At 36.8% G+C, this 18,727-nt stretch carries 19 protein-coding genes; 2 read left to right on the top strand and 17 right to left on the bottom strand.

What is annotated here, in order from left to right; genetic code table 11:
• Window positions 1–37: 37 nt before the first annotated feature.
• From recG to HMPREF3270_RS00520, 5 genes are all read right to left on the bottom strand, one after another.
• The gene (gene recG, locus HMPREF3270_RS00540) at window positions 38–2,092 is read right to left on the bottom strand and encodes an ATP-dependent DNA helicase RecG (RefSeq protein ID WP_070847666.1); all 2,055 of its coding nucleotides are present in this window, start codon (window positions 2,090–2,092) and stop codon (window positions 38–40) included.
• Window position 2,093: 1 nt separating this feature from the next.
• Window positions 2,094–2,963 (bottom strand): L-serine ammonia-lyase, iron-sulfur-dependent, subunit alpha, encoded by an 870-nt coding sequence (gene sdaAA, locus HMPREF3270_RS00535; RefSeq protein ID WP_070847669.1) that lies wholly within the window; start codon window positions 2,961–2,963, stop codon window positions 2,094–2,096.
• Between the two features lie 19 nt (window positions 2,964–2,982).
• Window positions 2,983–3,645, bottom strand: a complete 663-nt coding sequence (sdaAB, locus tag HMPREF3270_RS00530) for an L-serine ammonia-lyase, iron-sulfur-dependent subunit beta (protein WP_023015722.1) — start codon at window positions 3,643–3,645, stop codon at window positions 2,983–2,985.
• Window positions 3,646–3,883: 238 nt separating this feature from the next.
• Complete coding sequence (gene fakA / locus HMPREF3270_RS00525; RefSeq protein ID WP_070847672.1) at window positions 3,884–5,530, bottom strand: fatty acid kinase catalytic subunit FakA; 1,647 nt, start codon at window positions 5,528–5,530, stop codon at window positions 3,884–3,886.
• A gap of 12 nt (window positions 5,531–5,542) precedes the next feature.
• The gene (locus HMPREF3270_RS00520; protein WP_002480658.1) at window positions 5,543–5,917 is read right to left on the bottom strand and encodes an Asp23/Gls24 family envelope stress response protein; all 375 of its coding nucleotides are present in this window, start codon (window positions 5,915–5,917) and stop codon (window positions 5,543–5,545) included.
• Between the two features lie 347 nt (window positions 5,918–6,264).
• Between HMPREF3270_RS00520 and rpmB the strand changes: the two genes are divergently transcribed.
• Window positions 6,265–6,453, top strand: a complete 189-nt coding sequence (gene rpmB / locus HMPREF3270_RS00515) for a 50S ribosomal protein L28 (protein WP_000517908.1) — start codon at window positions 6,265–6,267, stop codon at window positions 6,451–6,453.
• Between the two features lie 197 nt (window positions 6,454–6,650).
• On the opposite strand, the gene HMPREF3270_RS00510 is transcribed toward rpmB, so the two are convergent.
• The 9 genes from HMPREF3270_RS00510 to HMPREF3270_RS00470 all read right to left on the bottom strand — a co-directional run bounded on the left by HMPREF3270_RS00510 (window position 6,651) and on the right by HMPREF3270_RS00470 (window position 15,547).
• Window positions 6,651–7,301 (bottom strand): thiamine diphosphokinase, encoded by a 651-nt coding sequence (locus HMPREF3270_RS00510; RefSeq protein WP_070847676.1) that lies wholly within the window; start codon window positions 7,299–7,301, stop codon window positions 6,651–6,653.
• Window positions 7,302–7,315: 14 nt separating this feature from the next.
• On the bottom strand, window positions 7,316–7,978 hold the full coding sequence (gene rpe / locus HMPREF3270_RS00505) for a ribulose-phosphate 3-epimerase (protein ID WP_070847678.1): 663 nt from the start codon (window positions 7,976–7,978) through the stop codon (window positions 7,316–7,318).
• On the bottom strand, window positions 7,978–8,853 hold the full coding sequence (gene rsgA, locus HMPREF3270_RS00500; protein ID WP_002480655.1) for a ribosome small subunit-dependent GTPase A: 876 nt from the start codon (window positions 8,851–8,853) through the stop codon (window positions 7,978–7,980). The genes rpe and rsgA overlap by 1 nt, the downstream gene beginning before the upstream one ends.
• Before the next feature lie 134 nt (window positions 8,854–8,987).
• Window positions 8,988–10,982 carry a Stk1 family PASTA domain-containing Ser/Thr kinase gene (gene pknB, locus HMPREF3270_RS00495; protein ID WP_070867147.1) on the bottom strand — a complete coding sequence of 665 codons (1,995 nt, stop codon included), beginning with the start codon at window positions 10,980–10,982 and terminating at the stop codon, window positions 8,988–8,990.
• Window positions 10,982–11,725: a Stp1/IreP family PP2C-type Ser/Thr phosphatase gene (locus HMPREF3270_RS00490; protein WP_070847682.1), complete on the bottom strand. Its 744-nt coding sequence runs from the start codon at window positions 11,723–11,725 to the stop codon at window positions 10,982–10,984. The genes pknB and HMPREF3270_RS00490 overlap by 1 nt, the downstream gene beginning before the upstream one ends.
• Window positions 11,726–11,731: 6 nt before the next feature.
• On the bottom strand, window positions 11,732–12,826 hold the full coding sequence (gene rlmN / locus HMPREF3270_RS00485) for a dual-specificity RNA methyltransferase RlmN (RefSeq protein WP_002480652.1): 1,095 nt from the start codon (window positions 12,824–12,826) through the stop codon (window positions 11,732–11,734).
• A gap of 3 nt (window positions 12,827–12,829) precedes the next feature.
• Entirely contained in the window at window positions 12,830–14,134 is a 1,305-nt protein-coding gene (rsmB, locus tag HMPREF3270_RS00480) for a 16S rRNA (cytosine(967)-C(5))-methyltransferase RsmB (RefSeq protein ID WP_070847685.1), read from the bottom strand.
• Entirely contained in the window at window positions 14,134–15,066 is a 933-nt protein-coding gene (gene fmt, locus HMPREF3270_RS00475; protein ID WP_057511034.1) for a methionyl-tRNA formyltransferase, read from the bottom strand. The genes rsmB and fmt overlap by 1 nt, the downstream gene beginning before the upstream one ends.
• Window positions 15,059–15,547: a peptide deformylase gene (locus HMPREF3270_RS00470; RefSeq protein WP_002480649.1), complete on the bottom strand. Its 489-nt coding sequence runs from the start codon at window positions 15,545–15,547 to the stop codon at window positions 15,059–15,061. Before HMPREF3270_RS00470 ends, fmt begins: the two co-directional genes overlap by 8 nt.
• Window positions 15,548–15,736: 189 nt before the next feature.
• Here HMPREF3270_RS00470 and HMPREF3270_RS00465 point away from each other — a divergent pair, with 189 nt between their 5' ends.
• Entirely contained in the window at window positions 15,737–16,027 is a 291-nt protein-coding gene (locus HMPREF3270_RS00465; RefSeq protein WP_002480648.1) for a hypothetical protein, read from the top strand.
• Between the two features lie 73 nt (window positions 16,028–16,100).
• On the opposite strand, the gene HMPREF3270_RS00460 is transcribed toward HMPREF3270_RS00465, so the two are convergent.
• Genes HMPREF3270_RS00460 through HMPREF3270_RS00450 form a run of 3 tightly spaced genes read right to left on the bottom strand, consistent with a single transcriptional unit; the run spans window position 16,101 to window position 18,705 of the window.
• A complete protein-coding gene (locus tag HMPREF3270_RS00460) occupies window positions 16,101–16,658 on the bottom strand; it encodes a sugar transferase (RefSeq protein WP_057511032.1) in 558 nt (185 codons plus the stop codon).
• A gap of 1 nt (window position 16,659) precedes the next feature.
• The gene (locus HMPREF3270_RS00455) at window positions 16,660–17,547 is read right to left on the bottom strand and encodes an NAD-dependent epimerase/dehydratase family protein (RefSeq protein WP_070847687.1); all 888 of its coding nucleotides are present in this window, start codon (window positions 17,545–17,547) and stop codon (window positions 16,660–16,662) included.
• 3 nt (window positions 17,548–17,550) lie between these two features.
• Complete coding sequence (locus HMPREF3270_RS00450; protein ID WP_070847690.1) at window positions 17,551–18,705, bottom strand: glycosyltransferase family 4 protein; 1,155 nt, start codon at window positions 18,703–18,705, stop codon at window positions 17,551–17,553.
• Window positions 18,706–18,727 lie beyond the last annotated feature (22 nt).

Genomic DNA, 18,727 nt, shown 5'->3' with positions numbered 1-18,727 from the left:
AATCAAAAGGATTTGTCTTTATTTAAAGCGTTCATTTTTAATCAAAACTTGTATGCAAGAGATTTTGTTCTACAAAGTTGCGCAAAATCGCATATTGGTCTGTAAAGAAGACACCTGATTGAATAAGTTCTGCCGCTTCATCTCTTGCGACTTCTAACATACGATAATCTTCGACTATGTTTGCGACTAAGAAATCAGGCAGACCACTTTGTTTTACACCGAAGAAATCACCAGGTCCACGCATTTCTAAATCACGCTCACTCAGTTCAAATCCATCTGTCGTTTGCGTCATGATGGTCATACGCTCAATTCCTGTTTCTGTTTTAGGAGAGGCAATCAGCACACAATAACTTTGATGGTCACTACGACCGACACGACCTCTTAACTGATGGAGTGTAGATAAACCGAAACGATCAGCATCATAAATAATCATAAATGTCGCATTCGGTACGTTTACACCCACTTCAACCACTGTAGTTGAAACTAAAATATCAATGTCATGTTGGTTAAAGCGCTGCATTACGTCATCTTTTTCATCTGCAGGCATTTTACCATGGAGTAAGCCGACGCGACCGACACCATAATGTTGTTCGAGTGATTCATATAACTCTACGACGTTTTGTACATCTTCTAAGTGTTCCGAACTCTCAATGAGCGGACTGATCACATAAGCTTGTCTGCCTTTATTTAATTCTGCTGTCATTTGGTTTAGTACCGATTCATAGGCTTCATGTTTTGCCCACATCGTTTTAATTGGTTTACGCCCTTTAGGCAATTGTTTAATCGATGACACATCCATTTCACCGAAAACAGAAATGGCTAACGTTCTTGGAATCGGTGTCGCAGTCATAAAGAGCACATTCGTCATTGCTCCCTTTTCACGTAATGCTTGACGTTGGTTAACACCAAAGCGATGTTGTTCATCGGTAATCACTAGTCCTACATTTTGGAAAGAGACATCATCTTGAATCAAAGCATGTGTACCGATTAAACAATCAATTGTGCCGTTTTCAAGTTGCTCTAGTAAGAGTTTTCGCTTCTTACCTTTAACTGAACCTGTCAGTAACGCAACATTCATGCGGTCGCCAAATAGCTCCGTTAAACTTTCCGCATGTTGTTCCGCTAAGATTTCAGTCGGTACCATTAAGGCAGATTGATAACCTGCTGTCTTTAAGGCATACATACATAAAGCGGCTACGACTGTTTTACCAGAACCTACGTCACCTTGAAGGAGGCGGTGCATGCGAAGCGGTGCTTTCAAGTCTCTAAAAATTTCATTCACTGCAGTTTTTTGCGCATCCGTTAATTCAAACGGTAAACTGTCAATAAAATCTTTGACTTGTGCTAAATCATAATCAATTTCAATCGCTTCATCACTCGATTTTTCTAAACGATTCAACCACTGCATCCGCAATTCAAATAAGAACAACTCAGTAAAAGCGTATGTTCTACGCGCTTTTAATAACGCTGTTTTATTATCTGCGTAATGCAACGTTCTAATCGTTGACGCTAGCGATTCTAGTTTATATTTTTGACGTAAATCTTCAGATAGCCATTCGTTGATCTCAATATCATCTAATACTTTACGAATGATATCTCTAAGCGTCTTTTGTTTAATGCCTTCTTTAATACGATAGACGGGTTCTAATTGTTCGCCGTCTTGTGCTTGTTCTGGCTGATTCGTCGTAAAGAGACGCATGCCATTGATTTCTTGTTTCGCACGATTCCATTTACCTTTAATTGTCACATGGTCATGCAGGTTGATTTTCTTTTTTAAATACGGTTGGTTAAAAAACACAGCTTTAACCGCTATATTGTTGACCATTAAATGGACAGTAACTTTAGAACGGTTTCTGCCAAAAAAAGCGACAGTGGGCGTTGTGTAAACTTCGCCGGCCACTGTCACAGTTGATTGATCTTCTGCTTCGTTTAAATCTACCACACTATTATCTTCATAGCGTACAGGTAAATAAAGCACTAAATCTTCTACGTTATAAATATTTAATTCATTTAACACCGCTATACGTTTTGGACCTAAACCTTTGATTTGGTCTAACGTATACGGCTGATCAATGAGGTTTACTTTAGACATGTTAATCACCAAATATTTGTTGTTTTAAGCGTTGGCCGGTTGGTGTTCCAGCGAGGCCGCCACGTCCTGTTTCACGCAGTGCAGAAGGCATCGTCTGCCCGATACGATACATTGCTTCTATCACTTCATCTGTCGGAATACGCGACGTCACGCCCGCAAGTGCCATATCCGCTGACACAAGCGCATTCGAAGCACCTGCCGCATTTCTCTTTACGCAAGGCACCTCAACTAATCCCGCTACCGGGTCACATACTAAACCTAGCATATTCTTCATACAAATTGCAAAAGCTTCAGCTGATTGCTGCGGCGTACCACCAGCCATTTCAACCGTTGCGGCTGCAGCCATCGCAGCGGCAGAACCGACTTCTGCCTGACAGCCGCCTGATGCACCAGAAATGGATGCGTTATTCGCAACCACAAAGCCGAATGCACCTGCTGTCAACAAGAAGTTCAACATATCACGTTGCGTAGGATTAAAACGATGCTTAATCGCAAATAATACACCCGGCACAACCCCTGCAGAACCCGCAGTCGGTGTCGCACAAATTTTCCCCATTGCCGCGTTCACTTCATTAGTCGCCACTGCTTTACTCACCGCATCTAATAAAATCGGACCTGATAAAGCTTGTCCGCTTTCTAAATATCTTTTAATCAGTACTGCATCGCCACCCGTTAAACCCGTTGTAGAAGTCACCCCGTTTAAGCCTTCTTCTAAAGCATTTTCCATCGTTTTAAAATGATGCGACATCCCCGCATATACTTCCTCAGCTGTCGCACCCGTCACGTACATTTCTTGTTCTAACATAATTTCATGAATCGCTTTGTCTTCAGTTTCACATCTCTTTACTAATTCTTCTACTGTTTGAAACATCTTATATCCCCCTCTCTTTCTAATCTTCCATTAAGGATACCGCTGTAACATCATTAACCATTCTAATTTGATCTAAGATAGCTTCATCCGGTCTTTCATCTAATTCACAAGTCATCAATGCAGAATCTCCTTTTTCTTTACGCGCAACTTGCATAGAACCGACATTAATACTGGCTTCGCCTAAAATATTCGTGACTCGTCCGATAGTTCCGAAGGTATCTCGATGAAAGACTAATAATGTTGGATAGTTACCTGAGATACTGATTGGGAAACCATTAATAGCGACAATTTCAATTTTGCCTCCACCAATAGAAACACCTTCTACAGATAATGTTTGATCACCTTTCGTCATACTTAATACCGTCGTATTCGGATGCGGTTTATCTTCGTGCATTGAAATAAAGTTAACCGTCATTCCTAATTCTTCTGCCGTCTGTAAACTGGTCTTGATACGGTCATCGTCTGTATCATAACCAAGCAAGCCTCCAACTAATGCAACATCTGTCCCATGACCTTGATAGGTTTCCATAAATGAACCATATAAATAAATATCGACACGGTCTGGCAAATCCCCGAATAATTCACGTGCAACCATTCCGATTCTGACTGCCCCTGCAGTATGAGACGATGAAGGTCCGACCATCGTCGGTCCGATAATTTCAAAGACGCTTTTAAATTTCATGTTAATTCCCCCTCACATTGATTTTTGATTATTGCAACTATTTTAAATATTATAACAATTATTCTCGTAAATAAGCACTTATTTTTACACTAATCTTACAAAACTTTTGTATTTCATCGTTTTTGTCATGTACAAACTATAAGTTTTCTATATTTATGCTTACACACAGAAAAATCCACTTAGACCGCTTTAGTCTAAGTGAATTTTTTATATACATTACTTTATATGATTTTCAACGTTATTCTACAGAGAATAAATATGGATAAATCGGTTGATCGCCGACTTGTTCATCGACTTCTGCATCAGGATAAGTTTCTTCTAACCATTCTGTTAATGCTTCAGTTGTTTCTGCATCAGCATCTTCACCTGTAATTACTGTAACAATTTCAGTTTCATCATCCATCATATCAGCTAACAATGCTTTCGCTGCTTCTAATTGTGTTTTCTGACTTGAAACAATTTTACCTTCTTTAAGGCCCATAAATTCGCCTTCTTTGATTTCTACACCATCAATTGTAGTATTACGTACAGCGTTCGTAATAGAACCAGAAGTCACATCTTCTAATGCTTGTGTCATATTTGATTGATTATCTTCTAATGACGCATCTGGTAGATATTGGAACATTGCCGCAATCCCTTGTGGAATAGATTTCGTCGGAATAACTACTGTTTCAGCTTCAACAATTTCAGCTGCTTGATCACTCGCCATTTGAATATTTTTGTTATTCGGCAAGATAATAGCTTTTTTCGCGCCAGATTGTTCAATCACTTTAACGATGTCTTCTGTTGATGGGTTCATTGTTTGACCGCCATTAATAATAGACGTTGCACCCATTGATTTAAAGATATCTGAAATACCATTACCCATAGAAATCGCAATAATCGCAGTTTCTACTTGTGGTGTTTCATCGTTAGATTTTTGTTTTTCTTTATTGACCACATTGCGGTGTTGTTCACGCATATTTTCAGCTTTGACTTTAATCAATTCACCATACTCTTGGCCATAGTTGAAGACTTCACCTGGATGTTCAGAGTGCACATGCACTTTCACAATTTCATCATCATTGATGACAAGTAAAGAATCTCCGAATTTAGACATGTCTTCGCGGAATTGCTGCTCATTGAATGGACGTTTATGTTTATCAAAACGTACCATCATTTCCGTACAGTAACCATAGACGATATCTTCTGTATTAATGACACCATGGAAATCATGTTCGTCATTCACAAATGTTTCAGTATCTAATTTTGGTTTTGTCGTTTCGACTTTTTCACCTTTCATCGCAATTAAGAAACCTTCATAAACACACATTAAACCTTTACCGCCACTGTCGACTACGCCGACTTCTTTAAGTACTGGTAGTTGGTTCGGTGTGTTTTCTAAAGCAACTTGACCATATGCGATAATCGCTTCTAAGACTTCTACACAGTCTTCAGTCGATTGTGCTTTCTCAACACCTGCTTTAGCCGCTTCTTTCGCAACCGTTAAAATTGTCCCTTCTACCGGTTTCATCACTGCTTTATAAGCTGTTTCAATACCCGCTTCAAAGCTTTCTGCGAAGGCTTTCGCATCTAGTGTTTCTAAGTCTTCCATATTCTGACAGAAGCCTCTGAAAATTTGTGATAGAATCACGCCTGAGTTCCCGCGGGCACCCATTAATAAACCTTTAGAAAATGTCTTTCCTAAGGCTCCGATGTGATGTGAAGCATTTTGTTCGACTTCTTCTCTCCCAGAAGTCATCGTAAGATTCATGTTCGTCCCTGTGTCGCCATCTGGCACTGGATAAACATTTAATGCATTGACTAGCTCTGCATTATTTGATAAATTTTGTGCCCCTTGGATCACCATGTCGGCAAATAATTTACCATCTATTTTGCTGATCATCATGTCTTCCTCCTAATGTTTCTTGCCATAATTATTCATACGTACACCCTGTACATAAATGTTGATTGAATTGACTTTCAAATTTAAAGTTTTTTCCAAAGTATATTTAACAGTAGATTGTACATTATTCGCTACTTCAGAAATCTTAATGCCATAACTTACTATAATATACATATCAACGTCAATTGCTTTGTCATTTGAACGCACCACAATTCCGCGTGCATAATTTTCATGACCTAAAATTTCCGCAATGCCGTCTCTGACTTGTTGTTTGGATGCCATTCCGACAATACCATAACATTCTACGGCTTTACCACCTACTACTGAAGCGATCACGTCGTTGGAAACGTCAATATTGCCGTATTCATTGGTAATTTCTAATGTCATTATGAGTTCCTCCTTAAATATAGGTCTAATCAGTTATGATTTATGTTTTAGATTCATTACATACTATTATATAATGAATAACACAATTTTGCCTTTTAAATGCCGGATTTTACTCTTGGCTCATCCTTATAAAATCATTGCGTGGTTATAAGTCCACGTCGCCGCTTTTTAATAAAAACGCATACATAGACATTTACAAATTATAACACAATTTTGTTCCTTGTTTAGAATAACTTAAAATATTCTTGAAAGCTATAATTTTTGGTTGCCAATCTGAAAAATATATGCTAAATTAGGAAAGTATATCATAAGTCAGTGTGTTTATATTTATTAAAGGAGGTACTTTCATGGGTAAACAATGTTTCGTAACAGGTCGTAAAGCTTCGACTGGTAATCGTCGTTCACACGCTTTAAACTCTACTAAACGTAGATGGAATGCTAACCTTCAAAAAGTTAGAATCCTAGTAGACGGAAAACCTAAAAAAGTTTGGGTTTCTGCACGTGCTTTAAAATCTGGTAAAGTAACTAGAGTTTAATAAATATTAAGCACATGACAAAAACGACTCGTATGTGGCGGGTCGTTTTTTTCTTGTCTTAAAACAGCGATTTAGTCTTTTTAATGATATATTGTACGAAAAACAGCGGATGATGGTTTGCTTATGCATCATCCGCTGTTTTTTTATTGATGTGTTGTCATAAAGAAGGTTGTGTGTTTATTTGTATTCAACTCATTTTATAATGAATGTTGTGCATCCCTGCTTCTGATAGCTAGGATACCGCCAGATTCTACCTCGATTGTGCCTCGGTAAGCTGCAATTTCGTTTGAAATGGTTAAGGTTGAGCCTTGGTGGAGTGTTTGGTTTTGAAGCGGATATTTAAAGCCTGTCAGTGAAATTACTGTATTAGGTCTTTGCGGCACAAACGATACATAAGGCATATGCTTATCATACGTCATATGATATTCGCCTTTTTCTAAATATGAAATTTCATTATTCGTATCAATAATGCGAATCACAATACCGGCTTCTACATATTCAGGCACTTGCAGCAGTTGTACGGCACCTAAGAAATGATCCAGTCTGCCGCCTGTCGCACCATAAATATCAATTTCGTCAAAACCGCATTCCACTGCTTCTTTGACACCTAACCCTAAATCAGTATCCGCTTTTTCTGCTTTAACTGGGTTAATATCTAGCTTCATTTTTAATTCAGAACGTTCCTCGTCCGTCACTGAATCAAAATCTCCCAATGAAAAGATCGGTTCAATTTCATGTTCTATTAAAATTAAAGCGCCGCGATCAATACCGCCCCACTCTTCTTCAGATTTATCTTCTAATAAATGTTTCGGCAAATGACGATCGCCGCATAATAGATTAATTTTCATAGCGTCACCCTGCCTTATTCTAATGGTTGTGCTGTTGATTTCAATGCTTCTACAACAGATTGATAACTCGCTTGTTTAAAGAAATAAGAACCTGTCACAAGCATTGTCGCACCTGCTTCTACACATTTCTTACCAGTAATCGCGTTAATACCGCCATCCACTTCAATATCGAAGTCTAAATTAAATTTCTCTTTAAATGCTTGTAGCGCAGCCACTTTCTCTACACTGTTTGAGATAAACGCTTGGCCGCCAAAGCCTGGATTCACTGTCATAATCAATACATAGTCGACATCATGCAAAATCGGTTCAATGGCGGCAACAGAAGTACCTGGATTAATCACGACACCTGCTTTAGCACCATGTGTATGAATCAGTTGAATGGCACGATGAATGTGCGGTGTTGCTTCGAAATGAACTGAAATCATATCTGCACCTTTAGAAGCGAATTCTGCGATATATGCTTCTGGGTTTTCAATCATCAAATGCACATCAATCGGTAAATCAGTACCCGCATTTACTGCTTCTAAAATAGGAAGACCAATTGAAATATTCGGCACAAATTGACCATCCATCACATCAAAATGTACACCGTCTACACCTGCTGCTTCTAGGTCTTTCAATTCCTGTTGTAAGTTTAAAAAGTCCGCTGATAAAAGGGATGGAAATACTTTAACCATTAATATCTTTCCTTTCGTGCTGCAATCTCTTCAAATAATTGTACATAATGCGCATAACGGAATTCCGCAATATTGCCAGCTTCTACTTGCGCTTTCACATTACATTTCGGTTCTTTCATATGATTACAATTTCTGAACTTGCAGTCTTGTCCGTATTCTTGAATCTCTAAAAAATAATCTTTTACTTCATCTTTTTGAATATGATCAAAATCAAGTGCACTAAATCCAGGTGTATCTGCCACAAAGCCACGCTTACGTTCAAATAACTCTACATGACGTGTTGTATGCTTACCTCGATTTAATGATTTTGAGATTTGATTCGTTTCTAATTGTAAATCAGGACGATAGGCATTTAATAAAGTCGATTTACCTACACCAGATTGACCGCTCAATACTGCTAAACCATCGCCCCACGCATCGAAAATCGCTTCGACATCATCATCTTTTCCGACAAATTGCGTTTGATAGCCGATTGCTTGATATACAGCTAAATCTTTCTCTATCTGTGCGATTTGAGTCTCTGATGCCATATCTTTTTTCGTTACCACAATACGTGGTCTCAATTCATAGGAATGCGCAATGACTAAAAAGCGATCGACTAATTGTGTTGAAAAATTAGGTTCGACTGCACTCATCACAATAATTAAATGGTCAATATTACTGACAGGCGGTCTTTTCAATTCATTTTGACGTTCATGTACATGATGAATATAGCCTTCTGTCACATTTTCAATTTCAAAATCTACAATATCTCCGACAATCGGAGAAAATTTCTTCTTTCGGAATAGGCCGCGCGGTTTTGTATCAAAAAGCTCACCATCTGAGTCCACACGATACACACCGCTGATCGACTTGATTATACGTCCTGTTCTCACCGAGACACCTCTCTTATTTCGTTCATTTTCTCTAATACATTATACCAAACGTTCCCTTAATAAACGAACGGATTGAAACAAAGAAAATCCCATCTCAATTCAACTGAATGAATGAGATAGGATTTTGAAATGTTTTAGTCATATGCGACGTTTTTATCTGCGACTATTTTATCATCTACACGTACGGTATAACCAGCAGTTTTGCCTTTTTCAATTTTTAATGGAATTGAAATAGAACGGTTGCTGTTGATATGAAACGTTTGAACTGCTGAAGAACCGTCATGGTCTTTATCTCTGACAAAAACTTCTACTTTCTGACGTTCTTTATCTTCACCAGAATATGGCACTTGAACCGTTTGTGTCACATCTTTGACTGATGGATTGTCGTCAGCTTTATCTTCATCTTTACCATCATCTTTTCCTAATGATACGACAAACGTTACTGTAGAATCCTCATCAATAGATTTACTCTTAGGTGATTGCGAAATAATCTTGCCTTTTTCGACTTTATCACTGTGTACTTCTTTTTCTTTTACTGGTTTCAAGCCTTTATCTTGCAGTTCTTTTTCTGCTTTGTCATAGCTTTCACCTGTATAATCTTTGACATACACTTGTTTCACACCTAAAGATTCAGTCAGTACGATATGTGTATCATTAATCGGCACTTCGGTATCAGCCGCTATATTTTGATTTTCAATCAAACCACGTTCTAATTTAGTCTTAGAGTATGCTTGTTCTACTGAGATATGTTTGAAACCAAGTTCATCTAATAGCTTCAATGCTTCCGTTTTACTTGTACCGTATAAGTTAGGCATTTGTGCTTTTTGCGGACCTTTAGACAACACGATATTTACAGTGCCATGTTCTTCTACACGCTCACCTGGTGCTGGATCTGTTGTGATAATTTGATTTTCTTGATACTTATCACTATAAGCCCGTTTTGTTTTGCCTACTTTAATGTGATGTTCTTTTAAAATCTGTTCAGCTTGTGCTTCTGTTTTACCGCGCAAGTCTGGTGTTTCGATATATTTATTTCCTAATAAGCCGTACGCAATGAAACTGATAAGACTGATTAACAATAACGCGAAAATTAACGCAAAGAAGAACTTTTTCTTTTTAGACCGACGTTTTTTAGGTACTTCGTAAACAGGTCCTTCTGTACTTTGGAAACGTTGTTGATTCACAATTGGAATTTCCATTGTTTGATGAATCGGTTCATTATCTTTAGTTTCTTTTGCGATTGCTGCTTTATCAATCGCGATGGTTTTAGTATCTGCTTCATCTGAAACATAAGGTGTTTCATCTTCACGACATTTTTCTAACGCACTGCTTAAATCACGTTGCATACTTTCAATATCTTGATAGCGTTTGTCTCTATCTTTTTCAGTCGCTTTTAAAATCACGTTGCTGAGCGCTTGCGGGATATTTGGACGGATATCTGTCGGGTTCGGCATTTGGTCTTGAATATGTTTGATGGCGATACTGACAGCTGTTTCTCCAGTGAATGGCGGTTCACCGACTAACATTTCATATAAGACAATCCCGATTGAATAAATATCCGTACGTTTGTCTGTTGCTTCACCTTTCGCTTGTTCAGGTGAAAGATATTGCACAGTACCGAGCACATGGCTGGTTTGGGTCATGGCTGTTTCACTTAACGCTTTAGCAATACCGAAGTCTAAGATTTTTAATGTCTTATGTCGGTCTACTAAAATATTTTGAGGTTTAATGTCTCTATGTACGATACCCATTTCATGTGCATGTTGAATGCCTTCAAGTATTTGTTGTGCGAAGTTAACCGCGGTTTCAATACTTAAAGGACCATGTGTTTTTATATATTCGGAGAGTGTCGGACCTTCGATATATTCCATAACTAAGTAGAAATATTCGTGGTCTTCTCCGACATCTTTGACACTGACAACATTATCATGAGAGAGACGAGATGTATTATGCACTTCACGTTCAAATCGTCTCACCATGTCTTCTTTTTCATGTGGCGCAATATGAATCATTTTGACCGCAACTTTAGTTTCTAAGATCAAATCTTCAGCGAGGTAGACATTACTCATGCCGCCTCCGCCTAAGAATTCTATAATTTTATAACGTTCGCTGATAGTTGAACCAATCATCATACGCGGTCACCTTCTATTTCTGCCAATACGAAGCTGACGTTATCGGTTGAATCATAGGCTTGTGCTAAATCTAATAAGGCTTGACCTTGTGTTTCTAGCGGTAAATCTTGATTCAATTGTTCTTGAATTAAATGAGGACGGACAAAGTCTGTTAAGCCGTCTGAATTTAATAATAAGTAATCATTGAAGTTCAAACGTTTCACATAGATATCTGCGACTACGAATTTATCTGTACCCATCACTTTGGTAATGATATTACGTTGTGGATGCGTAAAGGCTTCTTCTTCGGTAATTTGTCCTGTCATCACGAGATGATTTACAAAGGAATGGTCGCTTGTGATTTGTTCGATTTCACGGCTGTTGATGAGATAGGCACGGGAATCGCCGATGTTGGCGTTGATGACGCGCTTATCGTAAATCAGGGCGACAACTGCAGTGGTGCCCATGCCTCTGAAATCTTCGTTAGCTGCGGCGTAGTTATAGAGCTCTCGGTTGATGAGCTGCAGGGTGCTGCGCAGCCATTCTTCCGCTTGAGATTCTTCGACAAGGTTTTCTTGTTCGAAGAGTTCTTGGAAGCGGTTGACTACGAATTGACTCGCAACTTCGCCTGCTTTATGTCCGCCCATACCATCGCATAAAACCAACAGCTGTTGATCAGTCATGTTGTAGAAGATGCCGCCAGCATCTTCGTTCTTTTCCCTATGGTGTCCTGTGTCTGTAAAAAATTGTGCATTTAACATAGGTTCCTACCTCGTTTCTACTTGACGTTCCTTCGCTCTTAATTGTCCGCATGCGGCATCGATATCTGAGCCTTGGTTACGTCTGATTGTCGCATTAATACCTAAACGTTTGAGTTCTTTTTCAAACTTAAAGATATCTTCTTTAGATGTCTTCACGTAATTTCTTTCAGGCACATGGTTCACTGGAATCAAGTTGACATGACAGTTCAAACCTTGAATTAAATGTGCCAGTTCTCTCGCATGTGTAAGCTGATCGTTTACACCACCGAATAAACCATACTCAAACGTAATACGACGATTCGTTTTTTCTTGATAGTACTGAATAGCTTCCATTAATTTATCAATTGAATATGCACGGTTGATCGGCATTAATTTAGAACGGATTTCATCGTTTGCCGCATGTAAGCTGACCGCAAAATTGATTTGGATTTCTTCATCTGCGAAATCATAAATTTTAGGGATAATGCCTGATGTTGAAACCGTGATATGACGCGCTCCAATATTTAAACCATTGTCGTGGTTTACAATTTTTAAGAAGTCCATCATTTCATCATAGTTCTCAAATGGTTCACCAATACCCATAATTACGATTGAAGAGACACGCTCATCTGTCGCATCTAAGGCTTTTTGAACAGTAAGCACTTGGGCTACGATTTCTCCTGCTTCTAGGTTACGTTTCAAACCGCCGAGTGTAGACGCACAGAATGTACATCCGATACGGCACCCTACTTGTGTTGTTACACAGACAGAATTACCATATTCATGGCGCATCAACACAGTTTCAATTGTATAACCGTCTTGTAATTCAAATAAGAACTTGATTGTCCCATCACGACTTTCTTGTTTAACGGCAGTTTCTAAAGTTGTGATTGTAAAGTTGTCTTTTAATAATGCGCGCAAGTCTTTAGATAAGTTTGTCATTTCGTCGATTGTATCGACACGTTTCTCATAGAGCCATTCAAAGATTTGTTTTGCTCTGAATTTCTGTTGGCCATGTTCGACTAACCACGCTTGCATCTCTTCATAGCGTAGTGAATAAATTGATTGCTTTTCAAAATCAGGAAGAAAACGATTCTTTTTCTTCTTTTGAGGTGTAATCATGAATTAACTTTCCTTTCTTCTAATCTTTGTAATAAAGAAACCATCTGAGTCAAAGTCTTGCGGTAAGATTTGTAAGGTCTTTACTTCCTCTCCTGTTCTAGGATGTGGGAATGGTTCAAATTCAAAGTCTTTGTTTTGTTTTAAAAATGTATAAATCACATTTTCATTTTCCATCTGTTCTATTGTACATGTTGAATAGACAATCACGCCACCCGGTTTTACAGAATCTTTAATATTATTCATAATTTCTAACTGTAAGTCGACTAATCCATCGACCGTTTCCGGATTTTGTGTATATTTAATTTCTGGTTTATGGCGTAACACACCTAAACCGCTACATGGAGCATCCACTAAAATTTTATCATACTTTGCGTCATATGGCTTTGTCGCATCGTGTTGAAACGCTGTGACATTCTTTAAACGCAACTTACGAATGTTATGCTCAATTAAATCAATTTTATGCTCATGGATATCCGTCGCATCGACATGACCGCTGCCTTTTAATAATTCAGCAGTCTGACACGCTTTACCACCTGGAGCACTACAAGCATCTAAAATATTTTCACCTTCAACAGGTGCTAAGATTTCAGCTACAAACATAGAACTTTTATCTTGGATAGAAACATAACCATCTTTAAATGCACGGCTTTCTACTACTGGACGTCCTGACACATGTAAACAATAGTGAATATCTTTATCTTGTGATACTTCATAATCTTCTTTTTCTAAGCGTGCTATCGCATCTTCAATGGTTGTTCTATGTGTATTGACACGTACTGTTTGACCTGGTCGTTCAAGCAACGACTGAGCAATTACTTCGGTTGTTTCTAAACCAAAGTGTGTCACCCAATGTTTAACAATCCACTTAGGCAAGCTGTACATAATCGCAATACGTTGTTGGTCATTTTCAATATCTGCAGGGTTTGGTAAATCACTGCGCATCATATTACGTAAAATACCATTCACAACTTTACTGTTATGCAGCCCACCACGTTGTTTAGTGATTTCAACTGCTTCATTGATAATTGCGTGATCTGGGATTTTATCTAAATATTGATATTGGTAGATACTCATCCATAGTAAACGGCGCATCCACCCTTTAATCTTCGTTTTTACGAAAGGCTTCAAATAATAATCAAGTGTATATTGATGTTTCAACGTACCATAGACTAATTCTGTTAATAGCCCTTTATCCGCACGACTCAATTCATTTTCTTTTAAAACTTCATTAATCTTTAAGTTACTGTACGCTTTGTCTTGGATAATTGCTTGTAATGTGTCAAATGCGAGTGTTCTCACTGTCTGCATTAATTTAATTCCTTCCCAACTAAGTCATCTTGGTAGCCGCTCAAGAAGTTCGCAGTCGGCATACGTTTTTTACCTGATAATTGAATATCTGTTAACGCAATCGCATCAGATGAACCTGTTCCGACAATGATTGCTTTCTTTGTCGTTTCAATAATTTCACCTGGTTTGCCTTCTTTTCCTTCTACTATATGTGCTTGATATAACTTCATATTTTTATCATCTAATTTTGTATATGCCACTGGCCATGGTGATAAACCACGGATATGGTTGTAAATATCTTGTGCAGATTTTGACCAATCGATACGTTCATCTTCACGACTGATATTTGAAGCGAATGTTGCCTCTTCCTCATTTTGTTCAATACGTTCATTTGTGCCATTAATAATATCTGGTAAAGTTTTCGCAAGTAAATCTGCACCTAAGAAGCTTAATTTATCGTGCATAGAACCTACATCATCATTCGCTTCGATGTCAATGGCTTGTTGTGAAATGATGTCGCCTGCATCTAGTTTTGGTGCCATATACATAATCGTAACGCCTGTTTCTTTTTCGCCATCGATAATCGCTTGATGAATCGGGGCACCGCCACGGTATTTTGGTAATAATGAAGCGTGTACATTAATTGCGCCTAAACGTGGCGCATCTAATAATGCTTTCGGTAAAATTTGACCGAATGCTGCTGTCACGATTAAGTCTGGTTTTAAATCAATTAATGTTTGTAAATCTTCTGATTGTGAAATCTTTTCAGGTTGATAGACTTCAATCCCATTTTGTAATGCCACTTCTTTTACTGGTGGCGGTGTCATAACACGCTTACGCCCTACTGGACGATCTGGTTGTGTTACAACCGCAATCACATCTTCTTTCGCGATTAACATTTCTAATACTTTTGTGGAGAAATCTGGTGTTCCCATAAATATAATTCTACTCATCTTCTAAATACGCCTCCAATTCTTCTTCAGTCAATTGTTTTTCCATCTTATCTGTAAAAGGCACGCCATTTAATTGATCTATAATATGAAGAATCATGCGTGCAATATCATCATATGCGGTTAATTCTACTGTATTGCCTTCAACATCATTACTTTGAACGACAATCATTTGACTGCGTGTAACTGTCCCAAAGATATCTGGAAACGATACATCGCCTTCTAGTTCAGTCACTTTCGTTTCTGATTCACTGACAATACGTGGATTGATTAATTGAAGTAATCCGTCCGCTTCCATATCGATAATCGCTGCTTGTTGTGAAACCCCAATTTGTGGTGCACACAAAGCAGATGCTTCTGTTTCATATAAAGTATCCTCTATATCTAATAATAACTGTTTCAACTGACTATCAAACGTTTTAACATCCTCTGCTTGTTGACGCAATATTGCGCTTGATGCAGACACTAAAGGTTTCACTGCCACATTCATCGACTCCTTAAAAAATTCATCTAATCATTATATCGTAAAACACTCAGAAAAGCGATACATCCACAAAAACAAACAACAAATTCCTAATAAAATTAAGATTTAAAACAAAATAAAATGGGTAAAGTATTAATATTGTATAAATTTAGGGTTTATACGCGTATTGATTAAAGGTGGTGAATATTCTTGGATGATATCACACGTGATCAGGCATTCATCGTTGCGGTGTTGTATAAATATTATACAGAAAAACGTAACGCTGATATGACACCTGAACAAGCGAATGATTTCAAGGATTCTTATTCATTACAAGAAAACTATTTCTGTGATAAGGATCGAGACCCATTCTTAGACGATTTGAAAGTCTTATTTGATAAAGGATATGTAGACGGTAAATGGGACGGCACTAAAATTAATGATGTTCGCTTATCAGACAAAGGCTTTGATGAAGTGAACACGAACTTATTAAGTAAATAGAACAAACAGTAAAGCACATCTCAAGCGAGTGAGATGTGCTTTGTTTGTGTTATATATAATTATACTTCATTATTTAATGACTGACATTATCAGAAGTTATAACGCCTTTCACTGTTTTGTATAAGATATACATATCTAATACAAATGATTGGTTTTCAACATAAAATTTATCATACTGAACTTTTTGATCATCTGTAATATTATCTCTTCCCATTACTTGTGCTAAACCTGTAATACCTGGTTTTACTGTATGAACATTCGCATTAGTTCGCTTTTCTATCAATTCATATTGATTATATAAAGCAGGTCTAGGTCCTACTACTGACATGTCGCCCTTAAGTATATTGAAAAGTTGTGGCAACTCATCTATTGAAGTTCTTCTAATAAATCTACCAGTTTTTGTGATAAAAACAGTAGCTTCAATTTTATCAGTTGCTAAATCTGGAGTATCAATCCTCATTGAACGGAATTTATAAATATTGAAAATTTTATTATTAATTCCCGGACGTTTTTGTTTAAATATGACAGGCCCTTTAGACTCTGCTTTGATTAAGATAGAAGTAATGATAAGAACAGGAGATAAAATAATGATGCCCATAAAAGAACTAACATAATCGAACAACTTTTTCACTTTACTTTTCTCCTCTGTATTCTTTAATTTCAATTTCAATTCCCTCATCAAAACTTTCAGGATTATATCTAAAATCTTTTTCTGCTGCTAGATGAGTGAAATCTTTATCTTCCTTCATTCTTAAGATTTGTTCCTCATTCAAAGGAAATTTAGGAATTAACTTCTGAGCTAATAAAACACTGTAATAAGAAATGAAAATCGGTATTTTTATTAGTGTAACTTTTTTATTCAATTTTTCTGCAATTGTTTTAACCAAGGTTTTATACTTGATTGGATATTTCCCTGATAAGTTATAATTTCTATTCACAGTCGTATTTTTGTTATCAATTACACTCATATATGCTTTAGCTAAATCTCGACCTGTTACAGGTTGCATTAAATTATTACCATTCCCAAAGATTGGAAAGACAGGATATTTATCAATAAATTTAACAAGTCGATACATATTTCTATCTTTTGCTGAACCAAAGATCATCGTAGGTCTTAAAATAGTCATTTTGATTTTATCACGCATAGTCAGTAGTTCATCTTCAATTTCGATATATTCAGCAGAAGCGGATTTAAATTTAGAGTATCGACCTGTTGTGTGAACAGCAATAACCCAGTCTACCTTATTTTTAACTGCAGCATTAAAAATATTTCTACTCATTTGAATACCAGCTATGTGTAATATAGTATCAATATTTCTTGTGATTTTTTCAGCAAATTCTTCACTTTTCAAATCTCCAACATGTTCAATAATATTCAAATTTTTTAAGTGATCAAATTCATTTTGAGATTCATTTCTTGTTACAACATGAACTTCGTTATATTTTTCAGGTTTATTATTTAAGTCTTCCAAAAACAGCATCCCAGAATGACCTGTTGCACCTGTTACCAATAGATTCATAATTTACACCTCCTGAGTTATAATACTTTTCTTAAATATTTCAAGTTGCTTTTCTACAACTTTATTTTCATCATAAAGTGCTCTAGCCCTTGCTAAGCCTGCATTTTTCATTTGATTTAACTTATGTGTGTTGTTTGCTAATTCTGTAATGTATTTAGCAATATCTTCACTTGAATTAACTGGGAAAAGAAAACCAGTTTCTTCGTGAATAACTTCTTCTCTGGAACCACGAATATTAGTCGCTAAAACTGCATTTTTCATTGCCATAGCCTCAATAATAGAACGCGGCATCCCTTCACGATATGATGGTAAACAGAAAATGTCACTTATAAATAAATGTTCATTTACATTTTTAATTTGACCAGTAAAAATAATGTTTTCATTGCTTTCATACTTCTTAATTAACTCATAGGTCTCAATATCTCTTTCACCTTGTGGCAAACTTCCTATTATTACAAACTTAACATTTTTTAAATCTAATTTATCATATGCTTCTAATAAATCGATTATTCCTTTTTCTTTAACAAGTCGACCAATAAACGAAACGACTAAATCATCCTTTTTAATACCATATTGTTCTCTTAATTTAATGTTTTGGTCATCATTAAAATTATCAATATTAAATTTCTCATCAAGATCGATACCATTACTAATATGTACATAGTTCGACTCATTTTTTAGGAATTTATTATTTTTTGCAACCTCGTAATCCTCTAAGCTCTGGGTAAAAATATAATCAGTAAAGTATCTGCCAATATATTTTTCAATATTAAAGAACAACTTATATTTATTTTTAGACATTCCCTCATGGAAATAAAATCCATGAGCTGAGTAAATAATAGTCGGAACTTTAGCTATTTTAGCCGCTATTCTTCCTAAAACTGCAGCAACAGGTGTATGAACATGAACGATGTCAGGTTTAATAATTTTAAACGCCTTAACCATCATCATAATTGATTTTAAATTACTAATCGGATCAATTTTTCTATCTATTTTTATATCATGAAAATAGAAACCATTTTTCTTAATTTCTTCTTCATATGGGCCTTTAGAGCAAATACAATGAACTTCATAGCCAGCATTTTTAGAAGCAACATTCAAAGGTGTCAAAAAGTTATTCATTGTCATATCGATTGCTGTTACTTGTGCTATTTTCAAACCTCTATTTCCTCCTTGTAAA

This window comes from Staphylococcus sp. HMSC65H10, from assembly GCF_001839185.1.
GTDB lineage: Bacteria > Bacillota > Bacilli > Staphylococcales > Staphylococcaceae > Staphylococcus > Staphylococcus simulans.
This window is presented reverse-complemented; position numbering and strand designations above follow the sequence as displayed.